At 71.2% G+C, this 20,467-nt stretch carries 19 protein-coding genes; 12 read left to right on the top strand and 7 right to left on the bottom strand.

Annotated elements, in window-relative coordinates; genetic code table 11:
- Positions 1-31: 31 nt before the first annotated feature.
- Entirely contained in the window at positions 32-793 is a 762-nt protein-coding gene (locus EAO76_RS28945; RefSeq protein ID WP_148838859.1) for a SigE family RNA polymerase sigma factor, read from the bottom strand.
- Between the two features lie 203 nt (positions 794-996).
- On the opposite strand from EAO76_RS28945, the gene afsQ1 reads away from it, so the two are divergent.
- The 5 genes from afsQ1 to EAO76_RS28920 all read left to right on the top strand — a co-directional run bounded on the left by afsQ1 (position 997) and on the right by EAO76_RS28920 (position 4,958).
- The gene (gene afsQ1, locus EAO76_RS28940) at positions 997-1,674 is read left to right on the top strand and encodes a two-component system response regulator AfsQ1 (RefSeq protein ID WP_176729344.1); all 678 of its coding nucleotides are present in this window, start codon (positions 997-999) and stop codon (positions 1,672-1,674) included.
- The gene (locus tag EAO76_RS28935; RefSeq protein WP_148838858.1) at positions 1,671-3,209 is read left to right on the top strand and encodes a HAMP domain-containing sensor histidine kinase; all 1,539 of its coding nucleotides are present in this window, start codon (positions 1,671-1,673) and stop codon (positions 3,207-3,209) included. Before afsQ1 ends, EAO76_RS28935 begins: the two co-directional genes overlap by 4 nt.
- Positions 3,206-3,829, top strand: a complete 624-nt coding sequence (locus tag EAO76_RS28930) for a hypothetical protein (RefSeq protein WP_148838857.1) — start codon at positions 3,206-3,208, stop codon at positions 3,827-3,829. The genes EAO76_RS28935 and EAO76_RS28930 overlap by 4 nt, the downstream gene beginning before the upstream one ends.
- A gap of 290 nt (positions 3,830-4,119) precedes the next feature.
- Entirely contained in the window at positions 4,120-4,662 is a 543-nt protein-coding gene (locus EAO76_RS28925) for a VanZ family protein (RefSeq protein ID WP_376038401.1), read from the top strand.
- Between the two features lie 92 nt (positions 4,663-4,754).
- Positions 4,755-4,958, top strand: a complete 204-nt coding sequence (locus EAO76_RS28920; protein WP_148838855.1) for a PspC domain-containing protein — start codon at positions 4,755-4,757, stop codon at positions 4,956-4,958.
- A gap of 83 nt (positions 4,959-5,041) precedes the next feature.
- Here EAO76_RS28920 and EAO76_RS28915 read toward each other — a convergent pair whose 3' ends face one another.
- Positions 5,042-5,377: a hypothetical protein gene (locus EAO76_RS28915; protein WP_148838854.1), complete on the bottom strand. Its 336-nt coding sequence runs from the start codon at positions 5,375-5,377 to the stop codon at positions 5,042-5,044.
- A gap of 143 nt (positions 5,378-5,520) precedes the next feature.
- Positions 5,521-6,672, bottom strand: a complete 1,152-nt coding sequence (locus EAO76_RS28910) for an adenosine deaminase (RefSeq protein ID WP_148838853.1) — start codon at positions 6,670-6,672, stop codon at positions 5,521-5,523.
- Between the two features lie 102 nt (positions 6,673-6,774).
- Here EAO76_RS28910 and EAO76_RS28905 point away from each other — a divergent pair, with 102 nt between their 5' ends.
- Positions 6,775-7,536, top strand: coding sequence for an alpha/beta hydrolase (locus EAO76_RS28905; RefSeq protein WP_262375815.1), 762 nt, complete (start codon positions 6,775-6,777; stop codon positions 7,534-7,536).
- Between the two features lie 602 nt (positions 7,537-8,138).
- Positions 8,139-8,567 (top strand): hypothetical protein, encoded by a 429-nt coding sequence (locus EAO76_RS28900; RefSeq protein ID WP_148838852.1) that lies wholly within the window; start codon positions 8,139-8,141, stop codon positions 8,565-8,567.
- Positions 8,568-9,244: 677 nt separating this feature from the next.
- Here EAO76_RS28900 and EAO76_RS28895 read toward each other — a convergent pair.
- Positions 9,245-10,198, bottom strand: coding sequence for a LysR family transcriptional regulator (locus tag EAO76_RS28895; RefSeq protein WP_148838851.1), 954 nt, complete (start codon positions 10,196-10,198; stop codon positions 9,245-9,247).
- A gap of 62 nt (positions 10,199-10,260) precedes the next feature.
- On the opposite strand from EAO76_RS28895, the gene EAO76_RS28890 reads away from it, so the two are divergent.
- From EAO76_RS28890 to EAO76_RS28875, 4 genes are all read left to right on the top strand, one after another.
- A complete protein-coding gene (locus EAO76_RS28890; RefSeq protein WP_148838850.1) occupies positions 10,261-11,583 on the top strand; it encodes an MFS transporter in 1,323 nt (440 codons plus the stop codon).
- Between the two features lie 186 nt (positions 11,584-11,769).
- The gene (locus EAO76_RS28885; protein ID WP_148838849.1) at positions 11,770-12,486 is read left to right on the top strand and encodes a L,D-transpeptidase family protein; all 717 of its coding nucleotides are present in this window, start codon (positions 11,770-11,772) and stop codon (positions 12,484-12,486) included.
- A gap of 177 nt (positions 12,487-12,663) precedes the next feature.
- Entirely contained in the window at positions 12,664-13,683 is a 1,020-nt protein-coding gene (locus tag EAO76_RS28880) for a sigma-70 family RNA polymerase sigma factor (protein ID WP_262375814.1), read from the top strand.
- A gap of 10 nt (positions 13,684-13,693) precedes the next feature.
- On the top strand, positions 13,694-14,011 hold the full coding sequence (locus tag EAO76_RS28875; RefSeq protein WP_148838847.1) for a hypothetical protein: 318 nt from the start codon (positions 13,694-13,696) through the stop codon (positions 14,009-14,011).
- A gap of 250 nt (positions 14,012-14,261) precedes the next feature.
- On the opposite strand, the gene EAO76_RS28870 is transcribed toward EAO76_RS28875, so the two are convergent.
- Positions 14,262-14,627 (bottom strand): STAS domain-containing protein, encoded by a 366-nt coding sequence (locus EAO76_RS28870; RefSeq protein WP_148838846.1) that lies wholly within the window; start codon positions 14,625-14,627, stop codon positions 14,262-14,264.
- A gap of 410 nt (positions 14,628-15,037) precedes the next feature.
- On the opposite strand from EAO76_RS28870, the gene EAO76_RS28865 reads away from it, so the two are divergent.
- Positions 15,038-18,313 (top strand): S8 family serine peptidase, encoded by a 3,276-nt coding sequence (locus tag EAO76_RS28865; protein WP_148838845.1) that lies wholly within the window; start codon positions 15,038-15,040, stop codon positions 18,311-18,313.
- Positions 18,314-18,435: 122 nt separating this feature from the next.
- Here EAO76_RS28865 and EAO76_RS28860 read toward each other — a convergent pair whose 3' ends face one another.
- Both EAO76_RS28860 and EAO76_RS28855 read right to left on the bottom strand, forming a co-directional pair.
- On the bottom strand, positions 18,436-19,026 hold the full coding sequence (locus EAO76_RS28860; RefSeq protein ID WP_148838844.1) for a Uma2 family endonuclease: 591 nt from the start codon (positions 19,024-19,026) through the stop codon (positions 18,436-18,438).
- 98 nt (positions 19,027-19,124) lie between these two features.
- Complete coding sequence (locus tag EAO76_RS28855) at positions 19,125-20,402, bottom strand: thymidine phosphorylase (RefSeq protein WP_148838843.1); 1,278 nt, start codon at positions 20,400-20,402, stop codon at positions 19,125-19,127.
- Positions 20,403-20,467 lie beyond the last annotated feature (65 nt).

Genomic DNA, 20,467 nt, shown 5'->3' with positions numbered 1-20,467 from the left:
CCCCGTGGTTTCCCCGTGGTTTCCCCCAGCCTCAGGCCACCAGCTCGCCGAAGGACTCCTCCTGGTCACGGCCGAAGCTGAGGACCTCGTCCTCGCGCAGCCGGCGGAGCGACCGCCAGATGCTGGACTTCACCGTGCCGACACTGATGTCGAGGATGGACGCGATCTCCGGGTCGGTGCGGCCCTCGTAGTAACGCAGGACCAGCATCGTGCGCTGGAGTTCGGGCAGCCGCGCCAGCGCCTGCCAGAGCACGGCGCGCAGTTCCGTGCCGCGCATCGCGTCCGTGTCGCCCGCCGTCTCCGGCAGCTCCTCGGTCGGGTACTCGTTGAGCTTGCGCCTGCGCCAGGCGCTGATGTGCAGGTTCGTCATGGTGCGGCGCAGATAGCCGCCGACCGCCGCCTTGTCGCTGATCCGGTCCCACGCCCGGTACGTCGAGAAGAGGGCGCTCTGCAGCAGGTCCTCGGCCTCGAACCGGTCGCCGGTCAGGTGGTAGGCGGTCGCGTACAGGGAGGCGCGGCGCTCCCGGACGTAGGCGGTGAACGCCACTTCGGCGCTCTCGGCCTGTGCCGGGACCTTCCGCTCCCCCGTGCCCTCCCCGTACGCGTTGCCCCCGTTGTTCCCCCCGTTGCCCCCCACAGGCACGTCAACCACCGTCATGTACGACGTGTGCTGACGCCCGGCACCACGAACGCACCCCCGCCCGCTCGAAGCACCGGACTTCTCGGAACTCCGCCCGACATCGTGCAGACGCGTGACAACTGCGCTTGCGGTGATGCTGTGAGTTGCGTTCATCTCGCGCCCCCCATCGGTGGAGTCCGTCCGTTCCTTGTGTCGAAGAGCTTGCCGGGGCAGTTTCATGACCCTGTCCGCCGACTGTCACAGGCCTGTCACAGGGGACTTCGCCCCCGCGCCGGGGGTGCGCCGTGGGTACGCCGGAGGCACGAGTGGGTCGCAACGGTCGAACTGGGGCTCCACCATGGGTCAGAATGACCAGCGTGCCTTTCCTGTTGCTGATCGAGGACGACGACGCCATCCGCACGGCCCTCGAACTCTCGCTGTCACGCCAGGGCCACCGTGTGGCCACCGCGGCGACGGGAGAGGACGGCCTGAAACTGCTGCGCGAGCAGCGGCCGGATCTGATCGTGCTGGACGTGATGCTGCCCGGCATCGACGGTTTCGAGGTGTGCCGGCGCATCCGGCGCACCGACCAGCTGCCGATCATCCTGCTGACCGCGCGCAGCGACGACATCGACGTCGTGGTCGGGCTGGAGTCCGGTGCGGACGACTACGTGGTGAAGCCCGTGCAGGGCCGGGTGCTCGACGCCCGCATCCGCGCGGTGCTGCGACGCGGCGAACGGGAGTCCACCGACTCCGCGTCCTTCGGGAACGTGGTGATCGACCGGTCCGCGATGACCGTGACCAAGAACGGGGAGGACCTCCAGCTCACGCCGACCGAGCTGCGGCTCCTGCTGGAGCTGAGCCGTCGGCCGGGCCAGGCCCTGTCCCGGCAGCAGTTGCTGCGGCTGGTCTGGGAGCACGACTACCTCGGTGACTCCCGGCTGGTGGACGCCTGTGTGCAGCGGCTGCGCGCCAAGGTGGAGGACGTGCCGTCCTCGCCGACCCTGATCCGTACCGTCCGCGGTGTGGGCTACCGGCTGGACTCGCCTCAGTGAGCGATGCCACCGCGCGGCGCCTGCTGACCGGGCTCCGCTGGACCAGTCTGCGCCTGCGTCTCGTCGTCGTGTTCGGGCTGGTCGCCCTGACCGCCGCGGTCTCCGCCTCGGGAATCGCGTACTGGCTGAACCGCGAGGCCGTGCTGACCCGTACGCAGGACGCCGCGCTCGGGGACTTCCGTCAGGAGATGCAGAACCGGGCGGCCACGCTGCCGTTGCGCCCCACCAAGGACGACCTGCAGAACGCGGCCACGCAGATGGCGAACAGCTCGCCCGGCTACAGCGTGCTGCTGGTCGACGAGCGCGACACCGGCAAGCCGATCGTCGGCAACTCCGACCTGGACACCTTCACGCTCGACAACGTGCCGCTGCCGTTGCAGAAGGCGGTGAACAAGAAGCAGTCGCTGGAGTCCGGAAACAAGTACGAGTACCACCTGTTCTGGCAGCGGACCAGCATCCGGGGCACCCCGTACCTGGTGGGCGGCACGAAGATCATCGGTGGCGGCCCGACCGGTTACATGCTGAAGTCCCTCGACCAGGAACGGCAGGACCTCAACTCCCTCGCCTGGTCGCTGGGGATCGCCACCGGGCTCGCGCTGGTGGGTTCGGCGCTGCTCGCGCAGGCCGCGGCGACGACCGTGCTGCGCCCCGTGCAGCGGCTCGGCGACGCCGCCCGCAAGCTCGGCGAGGGCAAGCTCGACACCCGCCTCGTGGTGTCCGGCACGGACGAACTGGCCGATCTCTCCCGTACGTTCAACAGGACCGCGAGTTCGCTGGAGAAGCGGGTCGCGGACATGAGCGCCCGGGAGGAGGCGAGCCGGCGGTTCGTCGCCGACATGTCGCACGAGCTGCGCACCCCGCTCACCGCGCTGACCGCCGTCACCGAGGTGCTGGAGGACGAGGCGGACGGCCTCGACCCGATGATCGCGCCCGCGGTGCACCTGGTGGTGAGCGAGACCCGGCGCCTCAACGACCTGGTGGAGAACCTGATGGAGGTCACCCGCTTCGACGCGGGCACGGCCCGGCTGGTCCTCGACACCGTCGACGTCGCCGACCAGGTCACCGCCTGCATCGACGCCCGGGCCTGGCTGGACGCGGTGGACCTGGACGCCGAGCGCGGCATGATGGTCCGCCTCGACCCGCGCCGCCTCGACGTGATCCTGGCGAACCTGATCGGCAACGCGCTCAAGCACGGCGGTTCGCCGGTGCGGGTCGCGGTGCGGACCGAGGGCGACGAACTCGTCATCGAGGTCCGCGACCACGGCCCCGGCATCCCCGAGGACGTGCTGCCGCACGTCTTCGACCGGTTCTACAAGGCCAGCGCCTCGCGTCCGCGCTCCGACGGCAGCGGTCTCGGCCTGTCGATCGCCATGGAGAACGCGCACATCCACGGCGGCGACATCACGGCCTCGAACTCGCCGGACGGCGACGGCGCGGTGTTCGTGCTGCGGCTGCCGCGGGACGCCGAGCGGCTCACCCGTTCCGACGGGGAGCACGGTGCCGGGATCCGGGACGAGGAGGGCGACGAGGCATGAGGAACAGCGAGAACCACCGGACGCTCCGCCGGGCCGCGGCACTGACCGGCGCGGTGGCCGGGGCCGTGCTGCTCTCGGCCTGTGGGATCAGGTCCACGTCGGTGCCGGTGGACGCCGGGGCCGCGCCGTCCCAGGTGCCCTGCACGACGTCCGCGAAGAACGTGGCGACGCAGGACCTGCGGGGCGTCCCCGTGCAGGTCTACCTGGTCTGCTCCTCGCAGTTGGTCACGGTGGACCGTACGGTGCGGGCGACCGAAGGGTCCGGGGTGGACCGGATCCGCGTCGCGCAGGAGCTCCTCGACGAGCTGCGGCAGAAGCCGCCCGCCGCCGAGCGGAAGGCCGGGTACTCCACGACCGTCCCGGAGAACCTCCGGGTCGGCCCGGCCCGCACCGGCGACCGGCCGGGCACGCTCCGGCTGACCGAGCAGCCGGAGGACCTGCGGTCCGAGGCACTGGCCCAGATCGTGTGCACGTACGCGGAGAGCGAGTCGCTCGCCCCTGACGGCACGGTGATGCTGGGCGGCCCCGGGGAGTACGAGCCGCGCGGATACCTGTGCACCTCGGAAATGAAGACCCGCCCCAACTCGGTACCGAACCTGGGCGTGGGCACGGGGGCCTGACGGCGGACGCGGCACGGCGCGTACGGGCCTGATGCGGCGGACGCGGCACGGTGCCCGACGCGGTGGACGCGGGGCCGCCGCAAGACGCGCCCCCGCCACCCGGAACACCGTGTCGGGCCTTTCACGGCCTGGGCCTTTCCGAACCGCCTGGGCCTTTCCGAGCCGTCCCTGACTTTTTCGAACCGCCCCGAACCGCCCTCGTACCGGCCCCGGAGCGGCCCCGGAGCGGATTCCGGCTATGCGGAACCGATCCTGCCGTACGGCGCGTCTTGGGGGACGTGCGTCAAGGTCTGGAAGGTTTGGACGGTCAAACCGTTATCCGTTTCCGCGGGGCCGGGGTATCTCTCCTCCTCGCGCATCTGCTGTTCGTCGGGTGGCTGACCCTGCGGCCGCTCGACGTGCCCTGGATGACTGCCTCGAATCTGCAACCCCTCGCCGGGATCAGAGCGGATCTGTCCCTCGGCCCCGTCGAGGCCGCCCGCCGGATCGGCGAGGGACTGCTGCTGCTCGCCCCGCTCGGCGTGCTGCTGCCGATGGCCGGGGGCCGGCTGTTCGTCTCCCCGTGGGCCTCGCTGGCCCGCACCGTCGCCGCGGGCGCGCTGATCTCGCTGGGCATCGAGCTGGCGCAGACCGGCGTGCCCGGCCAGGTCGTCGACGTCGACTCGCTGCTCCTGAACACCATCGGCGTGGCGTTCGCCCATCTGCTGGTGGTCCCCATGTGCCGGGCGCGGCTGCGCCGGAAGCAGGAGCGGGTCGGGGTGCTGCCCCGCCGCAGGGACGAGGCGGCTCAGGGGGCGACCCCGACGATTCCCAGGGTCGGAGTCGCCCCGTAGAGCGACGCTTTGCCCCTGTTCGTCGGGTCACCATGGATGCATCGGGAGCACGACGGAGCTGCTCCCCGCAACGGTTCGCGAAGGAGCCCACCATGGCCGCACTTGCCCGCCCCACGGACGGACGCATGATCGGCGGAGTGTGCGCAGCGCTGGCACGGCGCTTCGGCACCTCCGCGGGGACCATGCGGATCATCTTCCTGGCCTCCTGCCTGCTGCCGGGGCCGCAGTTCCTGCTCTACCTGGCGCTGTGGTTGCTCCTCCCGTCCGAGAAGACGTCGTCGGCCGCCGCCTGGTGACCCTCGTACGCACGCATGCGCCTGTGGGCGGACACCCGGACCAGGGTGTCCGCCCACAGGCGCATGCGGTACGTGCTGCGAGGTCAGCCGCCGAGCGGGAGACCGTTGGTCGACAGGCCGTTGGCCGTCAGACCGTTGGCGTTCAGGCCACCCGCGGGCAGGCCGCCGAGCAGGCCCTTGGCCGGGGCGGTGACTTCACCGACGAGCTTCTGCTGGCCCTTGCCGAGGAGCGTGGTGGCGGTGTCCTCGACCGGCAGGGTCCGGGTCGCGGTGTCCAGCGCCGCGCCGGCGACCGGCAGGACGGTGGTGGCGGCGGCTCCACCCGGCAGCACGGCGGCGGAGGCGGTACCCGCGGCGGCGGCGGCGAAAGCGGCACCGAGGGCGGCGACGCCGAGAGTCCTGACAGCAGACTGCTTCATGTGAAATTCATCCTTTGGGGAGAGGGACGTGGGCTCCGAAAATTAGTCAGCCCATCGCCCTTCCCGCAAACATGGCGACACGCGGAAAAGACGACCGGCGGCCGGGAAATCATCGTCCCGGCCGCCGGTCGTCAAGGCACCGATCAGTCGGTGGAGGCGGAAGAAACGCTGGTCGCGGCGGTCTGCTCGAAGAGCCACTCGGACTTCAGCTCGGCGTATCCGGGCTTGATCACCTCGTTGATCATCGCCAGACGTTCATCGAAAGGAATGAATGCCGACTTCATCGCATTGACGGTGAACCACTGCATGTCGTCGAGCGTGTATCCGAAAGTCTCGGTCAGCTTCTCGAATTCATTGCTCATGGTCGTACCGCTCATCAGCCGGTTGTCCGTGTTCACGGTGGCCCGGAAATGCAGCTTCCGCAGCAGCCCGATGGGGTGCTCGGCGTACGAGGCGGCGGCGCCGGTCTGCAGGTTGGAGGTCGGGCACAGCTCCAGCGGGATGCGCTTGTCCCGTACGTAGGAGGCGAGGCGGCCGAGCTTCACCCCGTCGTCGGTGACCTCGATGTCGTCGATGATGCGGACGCCGTGGCCGAGCCGGTCCGCGCCGCACCACTGGAGGGCCTGCCAGATCGACGGCAGGCCGAACGCCTCGCCCGCGTGGATGGTGAAGTGGTTGTTCTCGCGCTTGAGGTACTCGAAGGCGTCGAGGTGGCGGGTGGGCGGGAAGCCCGCCTCCGCGCCCGCGATGTCGAAGCCGACGACGCCCTGGTCGCGGTAGCGGTTGGCGAGCTCGGCGATCTCCAGGGAGCGGGCGGCGTGCCGCATCGCGGTCAGGAGCGCGCCCATCCGGATGCGGTTGCCGTCCTCACGGGCCCTGCGCTCGCCCTCGCGGAAGCCCTCGTTGACCGCCTCGACGACCTCTTCGAGGCTCAGCCCGGCCTCCAGGTGCTGCTCGGGGGCGTACCGCACCTCGGCGTAGACGACCCCGTCCGCGGCGAGGTCCTCGGCGCACTCGGCGGCCACCCGGAACAGCGCCTCACGGGTCTGCATGACGGCGCAGGTGTGGGCGAACGTCTCCAGGTAGCGCTCCAGCGACCCGGAGTCGGCCGCCTCGCGGAACCAGATGCCGAGCTTGTCGGGCTCGGTCTCGGGAAGTCCGTCGTAGCCGCTCGCGCGGGCGAGGTCGACGATCGTTCCCGGGCGCAGACCACCGTCGAGATGGTCGTGGAGAAGGACCTTGGGGGCACGCCGGATCTGATCCTGGCCGGGCACGTGAAGGGTCGGGCTCATCATCTGCGCACTCTAGCCCCTACGCGCGTAGATGTCGCTTGTCGATACGTAACAGTGACCGCGAATACGGGTGGAGTACACCCGCCCTTCTGACACTGTTCTGCCATGGCACAGCGCGCACTCCCCCTGCCTGCTGCGAGGCTGGGACGGGCCGTCAGGACGGCCGGAGCACCAACAGCGGTCAGCGGCGTGGTTCTGCTGCTCCCGGACGGCGAGGCCGACTCGCACCGCCGCCCCTCCCCTGTCTCCTACGCACTCCAACTCCCCCTGGCCCGCGCCCTGGCCCGCGCGGGCCGCGAGGACGGGCTCGTCACGCACGTGGTGCGTTACCGCTGCCGCGGCTGGAACGCGACGGCCGCCCACCTCGCGGCGGACGCCGAGTGGGCGGCGGACGAGGTCGTACGACGGTACGGCGACGTCCCCGTCTGCCTGGCCGGCCACGGCATGGGCGGCCGGGCGGCCCTCCGGGCGGGCGGCCACCCGGCGGTCAACTCCGTCCTCGCGATGGCCCCCTGGCTGCCGGAGGACGGGACCGACCACACGGAACCGGTGAAGCACCTGCTCGGCCGCCAGGTCCTCCTCGTACACGGCACCAACGACGCCCGCACCGACCCCGAACTCTCCTTCCGCCTGGCCGAACGCGCCAAGAAGACCAACCGCGACACCTGCCGCTTCGAGGTCCACTCGGACGGCCACTCCCTGCGCCAGCACCGCTCCGAGGTCTCGGCCCTGGCAACCGACTTCATCCGCGGCTCCCTCTTCGGCCGCCCCTACGCCCGCCCGGTCGCCGACGCCTTGGCGGCTCCGCCGCCACTGGGGCTGCGGATGCCGCTGGCGGCGGGGTTCGGAAAGTCCTTGCGGAACTGAGGAGTTGAGAAAATGACCCAGGACGATCGCACCGCATGGACGCCACCCTGCCGCCCAAACGGGACAAACCTTATGACCGTTATGCCGGAATCAACGAAAGTAAGCAAAATCGACACTCGGGCGCGATAACGTCGCAGGTCACGAACGGTGGTCCCCGCGCGTGCGGGGGTGGTCCCCACTCGTCCGGGGAATGGCGGCGCCCGCCCTTGTGGTCCCCGCGCGTGCGGGGGTGGTCCCATCCGCCTCGCCCGCGCACGGCTAGTCGTGCCGCAGTCCCCGCGCGTGCGGGGGTGGTCCCTGGTAGAGGGAGGCGAGCATCATGCCGAAGTTATGGTCCCTGCGCGTGCGGGGGTGGTCCCGCGCCTACCTCCTGTTCGCGCTACTTGCCACTTTCGCCGAGTGCTGAGCGTTTCTGGCACTGGTTGACCGTGGTTGAGGCCAACGTGCCGATGGCGATATGGACGTAGGCAATCGGGGACAGGACCACGAGGGAACGGCCACTGCGCCGTTCGTATGCTTGTCCACGGGCGGTGGCGGCGTCCCCGGAGCGCGGGCCGCGAACGGCTCCGCGCGCCACGCGCTGCGGAACTGGGGGAACAGACATGCGGAAGAGGCGCCCTCTCTCGGCGATCGGCTACTTCCTGATGGGCAGTGCGTGCCTGCTGATCGCCGTGGTGATGGCGGCGGGCGTGCGCGACGTGGTCAGTCTGGTCCCGATCGTGATCCTGGGCGTACCAGGCGTGATGCTGACGTTCCGCGCGCCGGTGTTCAGCGTCTCCTACGGGCCGGCCGGGGTGAGGTACACCGGGATGTTCGGGACGCGCTCCCATGCGTGGGCGGACGTCCTGGAGGTGCGAGTGGCCGTCCTGTCGGGCAAGGTCTACCAGTCCGATGTCCCGGAGCTGGTGCTGGCCTCCGGCGGGACGGACCAGCTGCTGATGATGGGGGGCCACAGCTGGGGCCGGGCCCGGAATCGGCGGGTCGTGCGGCTGGTGGCCCAGCTGGAGGCGGCGCGCGTGGCCGCGTCCTGACGCCGGTCGCTTCCACCGGCGGCGCGCGGTACCGGCAGTTTCCCGATACCGGTTTCCCAGCAGGCTGCTCGGGACGCGGACGTTGGGTCATAGTGGGCTCGGGCGCGAATGCCACAGCAGCGGTTGCCGGACCAGGTTCGGCGGCAGATTTCGACCTCGGCGGCATCCGCCGCGCCGAGGTGATGACTGTCGTGCTTCGGCATACGGCCCAGTGATCCCCGCGCGTGCGGGGTTGGTCCAGTGAAGGACTTCGTGAAGGGCCTGATCCCTGGATGGTCCCCGCGTGGGCGGGGGTGGTCCCTCGGGACACTTGTTGGCCAGGAAACAGCCGTCGGTGCTCCCCGCACGGTCGGGGGTGGTCCGCCGTAGAAGCGCGCGTTGCCGTCGGCGTTGGCATGTTCCCCGCGTGGGCGGGGGTGGTCCCGGGCCGGAACTGATGCAGTTCCGGGGCGGGAAGTGGTCCCGGCTTCGACGACGACGGCGGCCCCTTCGAGCAGTGGTCCCCGCGCGTGCGAGGGTGGTCCCGGCCTGGACCGCTTCGGACAGGGCGACGCCTTGTGGTCCCCGCACATGTGGGGATGGTCCCCAAACGCTACACAGCCAGGGTCCGTGATGCAGTGGCCCCGCCCATGCCGGGCCCGTAACGGCAGTACACCCCCCGGCCATCGCCGTGCCCCTCAGTCCGGCAGCAAATGCCCCCGGCGGGACAGGAGGAAGCGTTTGAAGGCGGCCACCGGTGGGGTGTCGGGGTGGCCGTCGAGCCAGGCGACGCCGATTTCGCGGGCGGCTCTCGGGGCCGTGACCGTCAGTTCCACGACTCCGGGGCGGGCGACCGCCGGAGGGGGGAGGAGGGCGACGCCCAGGCCGGCGGCCACCAGGCCGCGGAGGGTTTCCGCCTCCTCGCCCTCGAAGGCCACCCGGGGGGTGAAGCCCGCCTCGGCGCACAGGTCGTCGGTGATCCGTCGCAGGCCGTAGCCCGGTTCCAGGGTGACGAACTTTTCGTCGGCGGCCTCCGCGAGGCGGATGCGGCGGCGGCCGGCGAGGCGGTGGTCCTCGGGGACGACCAGGCGCAGGCGTTGTTCGTCCAGGCGGCGGGCGACCAGGTCGGGGGCGTCCGGGACGGGTGAGGTGAGGCAGAGGTCGAGGCCGCCGGCCCGGAGGCGTTCGAGCATCGCCTCGCCGTAGTTCTGCACGAGCTGGAAGCGGACCCGTGGGTGGTCGGCGCGGAAGGCGCGGATGAGGGCGGGGACGGTCTCCGAGCCCATGGTGTGCAGGAAGCCGAAGGCGACCTTGCCGGTGGCCGGGTCGGCGTCGGCCCGTACCGAGTCGGCGGCCTTCTCCACCTCGGCCAGGGCCCGCTCGGCGGAGCCCAGGAAGGTGCGGCCCGCCGGGGTGAGCGAGACCGTACGGCCCTTGCGGGCGAACAGGGCGACGCCCAGGTCCTGTTCGAGCCTGACCATCGCCCGCGACAGCGTCGACTGCGGGACGCCGAGCTCCTGCGCGGCGCGCGTGACGTGTTCGTGGCGGGCCACCGCCTCGAAGTGGGCCAGCCTCGGCGCGAGCACGGCGCGGATGTCTTCTTCGTAACTACCCGGTGACAGCCGAGGCTGTGAGCTGCGTTCATGCACCATGGGATTGATTATCGCCAATTTGTGCATTGGACGCATGAAATGGAGAGGTCTACTTTCGAAGCATGCCTCCTGCCAGTACCGGGGCGTCCACGCTCGTCGTGGCCGCCTCGTCCCAGCCGTCCCCCGTCGCCGACTCCCCCGCGCCCGCCGCCACCGCCGCGACGGATCGCCTCGAACCCGGCCGCCCCGGCTACCGCCGGATGAGCTTCGCGCTCTTCGCCGCAGGCGTCGCGACCTTCGCGCTCCTCTACTCCACCCAGGCCCTGCTGCCCGCCGTCTCCGCCTCCCTCGGCGCCACGGCAGGCCAGGCCAGCTGGACGGTCTCCGCCGCGACGGGTGCGCTGGCACTGTGCGTACTGCCGATGAGCGCGCTCTCCGAGCGGTTCGGGCGGCGGCAGATGATGACCGCGTCGCTGACGGTCGCCGTACTGGTCGGGCTGCTCGTGCCCTTCGCCCCCTCGCTGGGCTGGCTGATCGCGCTGCGCGCCGTCCAGGGCGCGGCACTGGCCGGACTGCCCGCCTCCGCGATGGCGTACCTGGCGGAGGAGGTGCGGCCGAAGGCGCTGGTCGCCGCGATCGGGCTGTTCGTGGCCGGCAACAGCATCGGCGGCATGAGCGGCCGCATCGTCACCGGCTGGATCGCCCAGCTGTGGGGCTGGCGGGCGGCGCTCGGCGCGGTCGGGCTGATGGCCCTGGCCTGCGCGGTCGTCTTCCACTTCATGATCCCCCGGGCCCGGAACTTCACCCCCGGGACGCTGAACCCGAAGGCCCTCGCCAGGACCGTGGGCGACCACCTCGCCAACCCGCTGCTGCGTCGGCTGTACGCGATCGGCGCGCTGTTCATGACGGTGTTCGGCGCGGTCTACACGGTGATCGGCTACCGGCTGGTGGAGGCTCCGTTCAACCTCCCGCAGGGGGTCGTCGGCTCGATCTTCCTGGTCTACCTCGTCGGTACGGTCTCCTCCGCCGCGGCCGGCAGGCTGGTCGCCCGGCTCGGCCGCCGGGGCGCGCTGTACCTGGCCGTCTCCACCACCGCCGCCGGGTTGCTCCTCTCCCTCTCCGACCGACTGGCCGCCGTGCTCCTCGGCCTGGTCCTGATCACGGCGGGCTTCTTCGCCGGGCACGCGGTCGCCTCCTCGTCCGTGAGCCGTACGGCCACGAAGGGCCGCGCCCAGGCGTCGGCGCTCTACCAGTCCGCGTACTACCTGGGCTCCAGCGCGGGCGGCACGCTCGGCGCGGTCGCCTTCCACGCGGGCGGCTGGACCGGGACCGTGGCGCTGGGGCTGTTCGCGGTGCTCGGCGTCGTGTCGATCACGCTGTACGGCTCGCGGGTCGCCCGCGCCGAACGGCTCCGGACCTCGCCGGTGGCGGCCGTACGGGCCTGAGGGCCGGCACGTTCTCCGGTACCCGCCGGGGACGGAACCCGGCGCCCGGCAACCGGGACTCGGCGACCGGTACCCGGAACCCGGCGACCGTGCAGAACTGAGACATCCGGCGCACAACCATCGACTCCCCGACGCGCGTCTAGCAGGCGGAATCACCTCACGGCGCGCGAAGGGGAGTTGGCGTACATGGCAGTCGCGGGGAACATACGGGGAGTACGGCTGCGGCGCGGCATCGCGCTGACGGTCGCGGGGCTGGCCTCGGTGCCCGCCCTGGTCATCGGTACCGGCGGGTCGGCGCAGGCGGCGTCCTGCACGAAGTCCACCGGGCCGTACCAGAAGCAGGTCGAGAAGTATCTGCACCGGCCGGTCGACGGCAAGCAGTCGTCCGCCGACTGCAAGGCGATCCGGTCGTTCCAGAGCACGTACGGGGTCACCCCCACCATCGGGTACGCGGGTCCGGTCACCTGGCGCACGATGAAGACGCTCACCGCCCAGAAGGCGGCCGGCAAGAACCCGAACAAGGACAAGAAGTGTCCCACCGACAAGGGGCGCATCGCGTGTGTCGACCTGACCCGGCAGCTGAGCTGGATCCAGGACGGCAGCAAGCTGAAGTTCGGCCCCGTGCCGGTGCGGACCGGGCGCAACGGGTACGAGACCCGCACCGGGTCGAAGAAGATCTACTGGCGGAACATCGACCACGTCTCGTCGATCTACCACGTGGCCATGCCGTACGCGCAGTTCTTCGACGGCGGGCAGGCGTTCCACTCGGTGGGCGTGAAGATGTGGAACCCGCCGGGGTCGCACGGCTGCGTCAACATGCGCTCCGCCGACGCGAAGTCATACTGGAAGCTGCTGAGGAACGGCGACGACGTCTACGTGTACGGGCGCAAGCCCGGCACCTGATCCGGCCGGGCCGACCGGGCCCCGGCACCGTCCCGGAGCCCGGTCGGGGCCTGTTCGGGACTCGGCCGGAACTCGCCCCGAACGCGACTGGAACACGGCGGCGGCAAGGGCGGCTTCGGCGCTTTCCGCCCCTGTTGTCAGTGGCCTGCTGTAGCTTCCGAAGTGCCGAAGTGGGCGGTGTCACAGCGCAACAGGGGTGGAGCGATGAGTGATCTGACGGCGACGACGGACATCGACAGCCGTCTGGAGGGGCACCGGGTCGAGCTGACCGGCTACTGCTACCGGATGCTCGGCTCGGCCTTCGAGGCGGAGGACGCCGTGCAGGACACGCTGGTACGTGCCTGGCGGAACTTCGAGAAGTTCGAGGGGCGCTCCTCGCTGCGGTCCTGGCTGTACCGCATCGCCACCAACGTCTGTCTGGACATGCTGAACGCGGGCAACAAGCGGGCCCGTCCCGTCGACCTGACGGGGCCGACGCCGCTCGCCCAGGCGGCGCTCAACCCGCTGCCGGAGAACACCTGGCTGGAGCCGATGCCGGACGGCCGCATCCTGCCGACGGTGGCCGACCCGGCGGAGGCCGCCGTGGCGCGGGAGTCGGTGCGGCTCGCGTTCGTCGCCGCGCTCCAGCACCTGCCTCCCAAGCAGCGGGCCGTGCTGATCCTGCGCGAGGTGCTGGCCTGGAAGGCGAGCGAGGTCGCCGAGCTGCTGGACACCTCGGTCGCCTCCGTCAACAGCGCCCTCCAGCGGGCGCGGGCCACCCTCACGGAGCACGGGGGGAAGCCCGCGGACACCGCGAATCCGCTCGACGAGGAGCAGCGCAAGCTCCTGGAGCGGTACGTGGCGGCCTTCGAGGGGTACGACATGGCGGCGCTGACCGCGCTGCTCCACGAGGACGCCGTGATGACCATGCCGCCGTTCGACCTCTGGCTCCAGGGGCACGACGACATCACCGGCTTCATGCTCTCCATCGGCGCGGGCTGCGCGGGCTCCCGCCTGGTGCCGACGTTCGCCAACGGCACCCCGGCGTTCGCCCACTACAAGCCGAACCCGGAAGGCCCCGGGTTCGTGCCGTGGGCGGTGCAGGTCATCGACATCTCGGAGGGCTCCATCACCGGGATGCACTGCTTCCTGGACACACCGCGCTGGTTCCCGCTCTTCGGGCTGCCGGACCACCTCGACGACGACGCGGCGGTATGAGGCCGGGCCGGTGAGACGCGGAATACGGAACGGGCTGGTGGTCGGCTGGGTGGTGCTGGCCGCCGGTGGCTGGGGCGTGGCCCGGTGGATGGGTGAGCCCTCCGCCACCGGCGGCCCGGCCCCGGTGACACCGCCGTCCTCCGGGGCGGAGCCGGGACCTCAGCCCGAGTCCGACTGCGGGGACTTCGTCGCGGCGCCCCCGGGCCCCAGCGCCTCCCCGAACTCGTCCGCCACGCTGACGAAAGTCGCGGCCGACGGGAGAGTTTCCATCGGTACGACGGTCTGCGACTCGGCCCGGATCACGTCGTCCGGGGACGAGGAGGACTGAGCGGGACGGGGGCGGGGCGGGAGTGGGAGTGGGACGGGTGTGGGATGGGCGTGGCTCCGGTGGTGTACGGGGCGGCGGTCGGTTCGTGATCCTTCCGGTCCGGTCCGTCCTCCGGCCCCGGCCCGCACCTCGCGTCCGCCGTCCACCTCGTGCCCGGCCCGTACCTCATGTCCGGCACGCACCTTGTGCCCGGCCCGGCCTCCTGCCCCGGCCCGCGCCTCATGTCCGTCCCGCACCTCGCGTCCGTCGTCTACCCCGGGTCCGTCCCGCCCGCCACGTCCGTGACACCCGTCGTGTTCGCCACACCCGTCACACTGGTGACGCCCATCAGCTCGGCCAGTCCCACCAGGTCCAGCAGGCTCCGCAGTTCCGGGGACGCGTTGCGCAGCCGTAGCCTTCGGCCGCCCGCCCGGCGTGCGACGAGCACCAGCCGCGCTATCGCCTCGACCAGTACCAGATCCGCCCGTACGACCCCGCCCACATCGCAGTCCACCCCGGCGTCCGGGGCGTGGGCGGCACCGTCGGGGCCGTGCAGCAGCGCCTCCAGCTCGGCGCAGAGTCCCGGCACCGCGTCCCTGGTGACGCGGCCGGTGACGACGAGAACGATCGGGGTCATGGCTTCCACATCAGGGGAGACCGGCGCGACGGCCGAAACTCATCGCTGCCCGGTCCGGTACTTCCCTCGGCCGTCGCGCACCCCCGGCGGCTTCCCGGCACCCCCTCGCCACACCACACCGTCCTGAACCGGGATGTTCCGGACCACCCCGGGCCGACCCGGACCGTCCCGGACCGCGCCGGAGCGATGATCTTTCGTCAACTCCGTTGATCTGTGCGTCTTCTGTGAACCCGTCTGCCCAATTCCCCCTCTAGGTACGTGAACCGGTCGGCACCGGCGTCGCCGTCGTGCCGACTGACCAGTGGCCCTCGGGGCCGCCTGATTCTCCAGGGGGAGAGTTGCGCAAACACGTGAAAAACGCGTGTGTTTCGACCGTCGCCGCGGCAGCCGCCGTGGCGCTCGCGGCCGGGATGACCAGCCCGGCCGTCGCACAGCCCGACACCGCCCGGCCGACCGGCACCAAGTCCCTGGCCCAGCACCGGCTGACACTGATCACCGGTGACCTCGTCACGGTGGACGCCAAGGGCCGGGTCGTCGGCTTCCGCGCCGCGAAGGGGCGCGAGCACATACCCGTGCAGCGCCAGATACGCGACGGGCACACCCTGCTCGTCCCGGCCGACGCCCACCGGCTGATCAGCTCCGGGAAGCTGGACCGCCGGCTGTTCGACATCACCGAGCTGAGCCGGGCGGAGAACCGCCGGGCCCAGAAGGCGGGCCTGAAGCTGATCGTCTCCTACCGGGGCGCGAAGGCCGCCACCGCGAAGGCCGAGGTCCGCGACGCCGGTTCCACCCGGGTCGCCCGGACCCTGAAGACGCTGAACGCCGAGTCGGTGATCACCCCGCAGCGCGACGCCGGGGACATCTGGCAGGCACTGACCAGCAAGGCCCCGCGCAGCACCCAGCTCACCACCGCCGCCGGGATCGACCGGGTCTGGCTGGACGGCGTACGCAGGGCGAGCCTCGACAAGAGCGTCCCGCAGATCGGCACCCCGGCCGCGTGGAAGGCCGGTTACACCGGGAAGGGTGTCAAGATCGCCGTCCTGGACACCGGAGTGGACGCCACCCACCCCGACCTCAAGGACCAGATCCTCGACACGAAGAACTTCACCTCCTCCCCGGACGCCAAGGACCGGGTCGGCCACGGCACCCACGTCTCGTCGATCGCGGCCGGTACGGGCGCCAAGTCGGGCGGCAAGTTCAAGGGCGTGGCCCCGGACGCCAAGCTCCTCGAGGGCAAGGTCCTCGACGACGACGGCTTCGGCGACGACTCCGGCATCCTGGCCGGGATGGAGTGGGCGGTCGCGCAGGGCGCCGACATCGTCAACCTGAGCCTCGGCGGCGGCGACACCCCCGAGGTCGACCCGCTGGAGGCGGCGGTCAACAAGCTGTCCGCCGACAAGGGCGTCCTGTTCGCCATCGCGGCGGGCAACGAGGGCCCCGGCGCCGGCACCGTCGGCTCCCCCGGCAGCGCGGAGGCCGCGCTGACCGTCGGCGCCGTCGACGACAAGGACGGCCTGGCGGAATTCTCCAGCCGCGGCCCGCGCATCGGCGACAGCGGGATCAAGCCCGACGTCACCGCCCCCGGCGTGGACATCACGGCCGCCGCCGCCCCCGGCTCCGCCATCGACCAGGAGGTCGGGCAGAACCCGCCGGGCTACCTGACGATCTCCGGCACGTCGATGGCGACCCCGCACGTCGCGGGCGCCGCCGCGCTCCTCAAGCAGCAGCACCCGGAGTGGAAGTACGCCGAGCTCAAGGGCGCGCTCACCGCCTCGACGAAGCCGGGCGCGTACACCCCGTTCGAGCAGGGCACGGGCCGGATCGCCGTCGACCGGGCGATCGCCCAGACCGTCGTCGCCGAGCCGGTCTCGCTGAGCTTCGGCCTCCAGCAGTGGCCGCACACCGACGACACCCCGGTCACCAAGAAGCTGACGTACCGCAACCTCGGCACCAGTGACGTCACCCTCGACCTCACGACCGAGGCGACCGGGCCGAAGGGCGGGCCCGCCCCGGCCGGCTTCTTCACCCTCGGCGCCGACAAGGTCACCGTCCCCGCGGGCGGTACCGCCGACGTGCCCCTGACCGTGAACACCAAGCTCGGCGGCAACGCCGACGGCGTCTACTCGGCGTACGTCGTCGGGACCGGCGGCGGCCAGAGCGTCCGCACGGCGGCCGCGGTCGAGCGCGAGATCGAGTCGTACGACGTCACCGTCAAGACCATCGGGCGCGACGGCAAGCCGGCCCAGTTCGTCGAGACCGACCTCTTCGGCCTCTCGGGAACGGCGCTCGGCCAGTGGCTCTCCCCGACGAACACCGACGGCACGGCCAAGGTCCGTCTGCCCAAGGGTGGTTACACCCTGAACGGGGCCGTCACCGTCGACCCCGAGGACTACGCCAAGGGCACCGACTGGCTGTCCCAGCCGAAGCTGGACGTCACCAAGAACCTCACCGTGACGCTCGACGCGCGCAAGGCGAAGCCGGTGGACATCACCCTGCCCACCACCGGGACGAAGTCCCTGCTGGCCGCGCCCGACCTCCAGTTCTCGACCGAGGAGGGCGGCTACACCTACGGCTGGATCCTCGACACGTACAAGAACTTCAACACCGCGCACTTCGGCCCGAAGGTGACCGACGGCTCGCTCTCCCAGCACTGGCTCGGCAGCTGGGCCAAGGGTGCCTCCACCCGGTACGACATCGCGGCCGGCGGCCCGGCGACGCAGGCGTCCACCGGTTACCAGCGGAAGTACACCGCCGCCCAGCTGGCCAAGGTCGGCCTCGCCCTCGGCTCGCCCGCCAAGGGCAAGACCGGTGAGGTCTCCGCGTGGGCCGCGCTGCCCGGATCGGACAACGTCTGGGCGAGCTGGACCGCCCACAAGATCCCCGGCAACGTCACCACCTACGTCTCCACCGCCGACAAGGTGAAGTGGGGCTTCGAGTTCAGCCAGGACGGCGGGCTCGACGAGGACGGCTACCCGGTGACCGAGGCGCAGTACTCCCTCGGCACCCCGCAGACGTTCAAGGCGGGCAAGTCCTACACGAAGAAGGTCAACACCGCGGTGTTCGGCCCCGTGGTCACCTCCCAGTACGGCGTCCTCCGCGACGGCGACGACATCGTCGGCGTGCTGCCGCTGGTGGCCGACGGGCGCGGCAACATCGGTGACTCCGCCTACAGTTCGGCCAAGACGGTCCTGTACCGCAACGGCAAGAAGTTCGCCCAGAACGAGGACCCGTTGGCGGGCAGCACCCCCTTCGCCGTGCCGGCCGGTGCCGCCGACTACCGGCTGACGACCTCGCTGCGGCGCAGCGCGGCGCTCTCCCCGGTCTCCACCCGGATCGACGCGAGCTGGACCTTCCGCTCCAAGCGGACCTCGGGTCCGACCATGCTGCCGGTCTCCACGGTGCGGTTCACGCCCAACGTCACCTCCGACAGCCGGGTCACGGCCGGCCGGACCGCTTCGGTGCCCGTGACGGTGCAGGGCGCCGCCGCCGGAAAGAACCTCAAGTCGCTGACGGTGTACGTCAGTTACGACGGCGGCAAGACGTGGAAGAAGTCCGCGGTGAAGAAGGGCAAGCTCTCCGTGAAGAACCCGGCCAAGGGGAAGTCCATCTCCTACCGGGCCGATGTCACGGACAAGAAGGGCAACAAGTCGTCGGTGTCGATCTACAACGCCTACTTCGGCAAGTGACCGGCCCCGGGCGGTGAGCCGACAGGCCCCCGCCCGCGCACGACAGCGGCCCGCCGGGACGGATTCCTCCGCCCCGGCGGGCCGTTCGCGTTCCCGGACCGCGCCGCACCCGGCAGCACCTGTCAGCTCACCGGGAACACCCCGGTGTCCAGGACGAGCCCGAACGGCTCGGGCAGCGTCAGCTTCTCCCCGTACTCGACCGTGTCCAGCACCCGGTAGGTGCCGCCTTCCGGCTCCCCGTACAGCGTGGCGGTGGGGCGGCCCGAGTGCCACGGGTCGAGCAGCAGGAACAGCTCGACACCGGCCTTCGCGTAGCCGCGCACCTTGCCGATGCGGTCGTGGTTGGCGTTGGCCTTCGAGGTGATCTCGACGACGAGACGGGCCTCTTCGGCCGGAATGCGGTTGCCCGGTCCGGTCGTCACGGTGTCCGGCACGACGACCAGGTCCGGAATGTAGAGCCCGGCCCGGCCCGGTACCGAGACTCCGAGGGTCTGGAAGATCTCCCAGTCCTCCGGAATGACGCGGTACAGCCTGCGCTGGAGGCGCGCCGCGGTGAGATTGTGGTCGTTGGACGGCGGTGGCGACACGGTGACGATCCCCTCGATGATCTCCACCTTGCAGCCCTCGGGCGCGTCCGTCTCCTCCCAGATCCGGACGAGGTCGTCCCATTCCCGGCCGTGGCCCGGAGCGGGATCGACGGTGAGTGCGCTCATGGCGGTCTCCTCCTATCGGTGCGTCACCGAGTCCAGCATGCCGAACGGGACCGGCGGCGGTCCACCGGTCCCGTTCACCCGTATGGGAAAACCGCAGGTCAGGCGATACGTTCCCGCACCACGGGGGTGGCGGTGAAGGCCGTGCCCGCCGGGGCGATGTCGTACGCGTCGGGCAGGGCCTTCAGCGCGTAGTCGAACTTCTCCGGGGTGTCGGTGTGCAGCGTCAGCAGCGGCTGGCCGGCCGTGACCGGGTCGCCCGGCTTGGCGTGCAGCTCGACGCCCGCGCCCGCCTGCACCGGGTCCTCCTTGCGGGCCCGGCCCGCGCCGAGGCGCCAGGCGGCGACGCCGATGTCGTAGGCGTCCAGGCGGGTCAGCACGCCGGTGGACGGGGCCGTGACCACGTGCTGCTCGCGGGCGACCGGGAGCGGTGCGTCCGGGTCGCCGCCCTGGGCGGAGATCATGCGGCGCCAGACGTCCATCGCGGAGCCGTCGGCGAGGGCCTTCTCCGGGTCGGCGTCCTTGAGGCCCGCCGCGTCCAGCATCTCGCGGGCCAGGGCGAGGGTGAGGTCGACGACGTCCTTCGGGCCGCCGCCGGCCAGCACCTCGACGGACTCGCGCACCTCCAGGGCGTTGCCCGCGGTCAGGCCGAGCGGGGTGGCCATGTCGGTGAGCAGGGCGACCGTGCGCACGCCGCTGTCGGTGCCCAGCGCGACCATGGTGGAGGCCAGTTCGCGGGCGTCCTCGATGGTCTTCATGAAGGCGCCGGAGCCGACCTTGACGTCCAGGACGAGCGCGCCGGTGCCCTCGGCGATCTTCTTGGACATGATCGAGCTGGCGATCAGCGGGATGGCCTCGACGGTGCCGGTGACGTCGCGGAGCGCGTACAGCTTCTTGTCGGCGGGGGCCAGACCGTCACCGGCGGCGCAGATGACCGCGCCGGTGGTGTCCAGGACGTCGAGCATCTCCGCGTTGGAGAGGTGCGCGCGCCAGCCGGGGATGGACTCCAGCTTGTCCAGCGTGCCGCCGGTGTGGCCGAGGCCCCGGCCGCTGAGCTGCGGCACGGCGGCGCCGCAGGCGGCGACCAGCGGGGCGAGCGGCAGGGTGATCTTGTCGCCGACGCCGCCGGTGGAGTGCTTGTCGGTGGTGGGCCGGGAGAGCGAGGCGAAGTCCATCCGCTCGCCGGAGGCGATCATCGCGGCGGTCCAGCGGGCGATCTCGGTGCGGTTCATGCCGTTCAGCAGGATCGCCATGGCCAGCGCGGACATCTGCTCGTCGGCGACCTCACCGCGGGTGTACGCGTCGATGACCCAGTCGATCTGCTCGGGGGTCAGCTCGCCTCGGTCCCGCTTGGTGCGGATGACGGAGATGGCGTCCATGTCCTGGGAGTCCTTCCGGCCGGTACGTACGTGTGCGTGCGGTACGCGAGAGTCCCGAATGACTC

This window comes from Streptomyces sp. sk2.1, assembly GCF_008120935.1.
Taxonomy (GTDB): domain Bacteria; phylum Actinomycetota; class Actinomycetes; order Streptomycetales; family Streptomycetaceae; genus Streptomyces.
Note: the sequence above shows the minus strand (reverse complement) of the source record. Positions and strands in the feature narration are given on the sequence as shown.

Bases quoted from the DNA above. Each gene is read 5' to 3' on its own strand.
- EAO76_RS28945 (WP_148838859.1), bottom strand. From the start codon at position 793: ATGAACGCAACTCACAGCATCACCGCAAGCGCAGTTGTCACGCGTCTG.
- EAO76_RS28930 (WP_148838857.1), top strand. From the start codon at position 3,206: ATGAGGAACAGCGAGAACCACCGGACGCTCCGCCGGGCCGCGGCACTG.
- EAO76_RS28920 (WP_148838855.1), top strand. From the start codon at position 4,755: ATGGCCGCACTTGCCCGCCCCACGGACGGACGCATGATCGGCGGAGTG.
- EAO76_RS28915 (WP_148838854.1), bottom strand. From the start codon at position 5,377: ATGAAGCAGTCTGCTGTCAGGACTCTCGGCGTCGCCGCCCTCGGTGCC.
- EAO76_RS28910 (WP_148838853.1), bottom strand. From the start codon at position 6,672: ATGATGAGCCCGACCCTTCACGTGCCCGGCCAGGATCAGATCCGGCGT.
- EAO76_RS28905 (WP_262375815.1), top strand. From the start codon at position 6,775: ATGGCACAGCGCGCACTCCCCCTGCCTGCTGCGAGGCTGGGACGGGCC.
- EAO76_RS28900 (WP_148838852.1), top strand. From the start codon at position 8,139: ATGCGGAAGAGGCGCCCTCTCTCGGCGATCGGCTACTTCCTGATGGGC.
- EAO76_RS28895 (WP_148838851.1), bottom strand. From the start codon at position 10,198: ATGGTGCATGAACGCAGCTCACAGCCTCGGCTGTCACCGGGTAGTTAC.
- EAO76_RS28890 (WP_148838850.1), top strand. From the start codon at position 10,261: ATGCCTCCTGCCAGTACCGGGGCGTCCACGCTCGTCGTGGCCGCCTCG.
- EAO76_RS28885 (WP_148838849.1), top strand. From the start codon at position 11,770: ATGGCAGTCGCGGGGAACATACGGGGAGTACGGCTGCGGCGCGGCATC.
- EAO76_RS28870 (WP_148838846.1), bottom strand. From the start codon at position 14,627: ATGACCCCGATCGTTCTCGTCGTCACCGGCCGCGTCACCAGGGACGCG.
- EAO76_RS28865 (WP_148838845.1), top strand. From the start codon at position 15,038: ATGACCAGCCCGGCCGTCGCACAGCCCGACACCGCCCGGCCGACCGGC.
- EAO76_RS28860 (WP_148838844.1), bottom strand. From the start codon at position 19,026: ATGAGCGCACTCACCGTCGATCCCGCTCCGGGCCACGGCCGGGAATGG.
- EAO76_RS28855 (WP_148838843.1), bottom strand. From the start codon at position 20,402: ATGGACGCCATCTCCGTCATCCGCACCAAGCGGGACCGAGGCGAGCTG.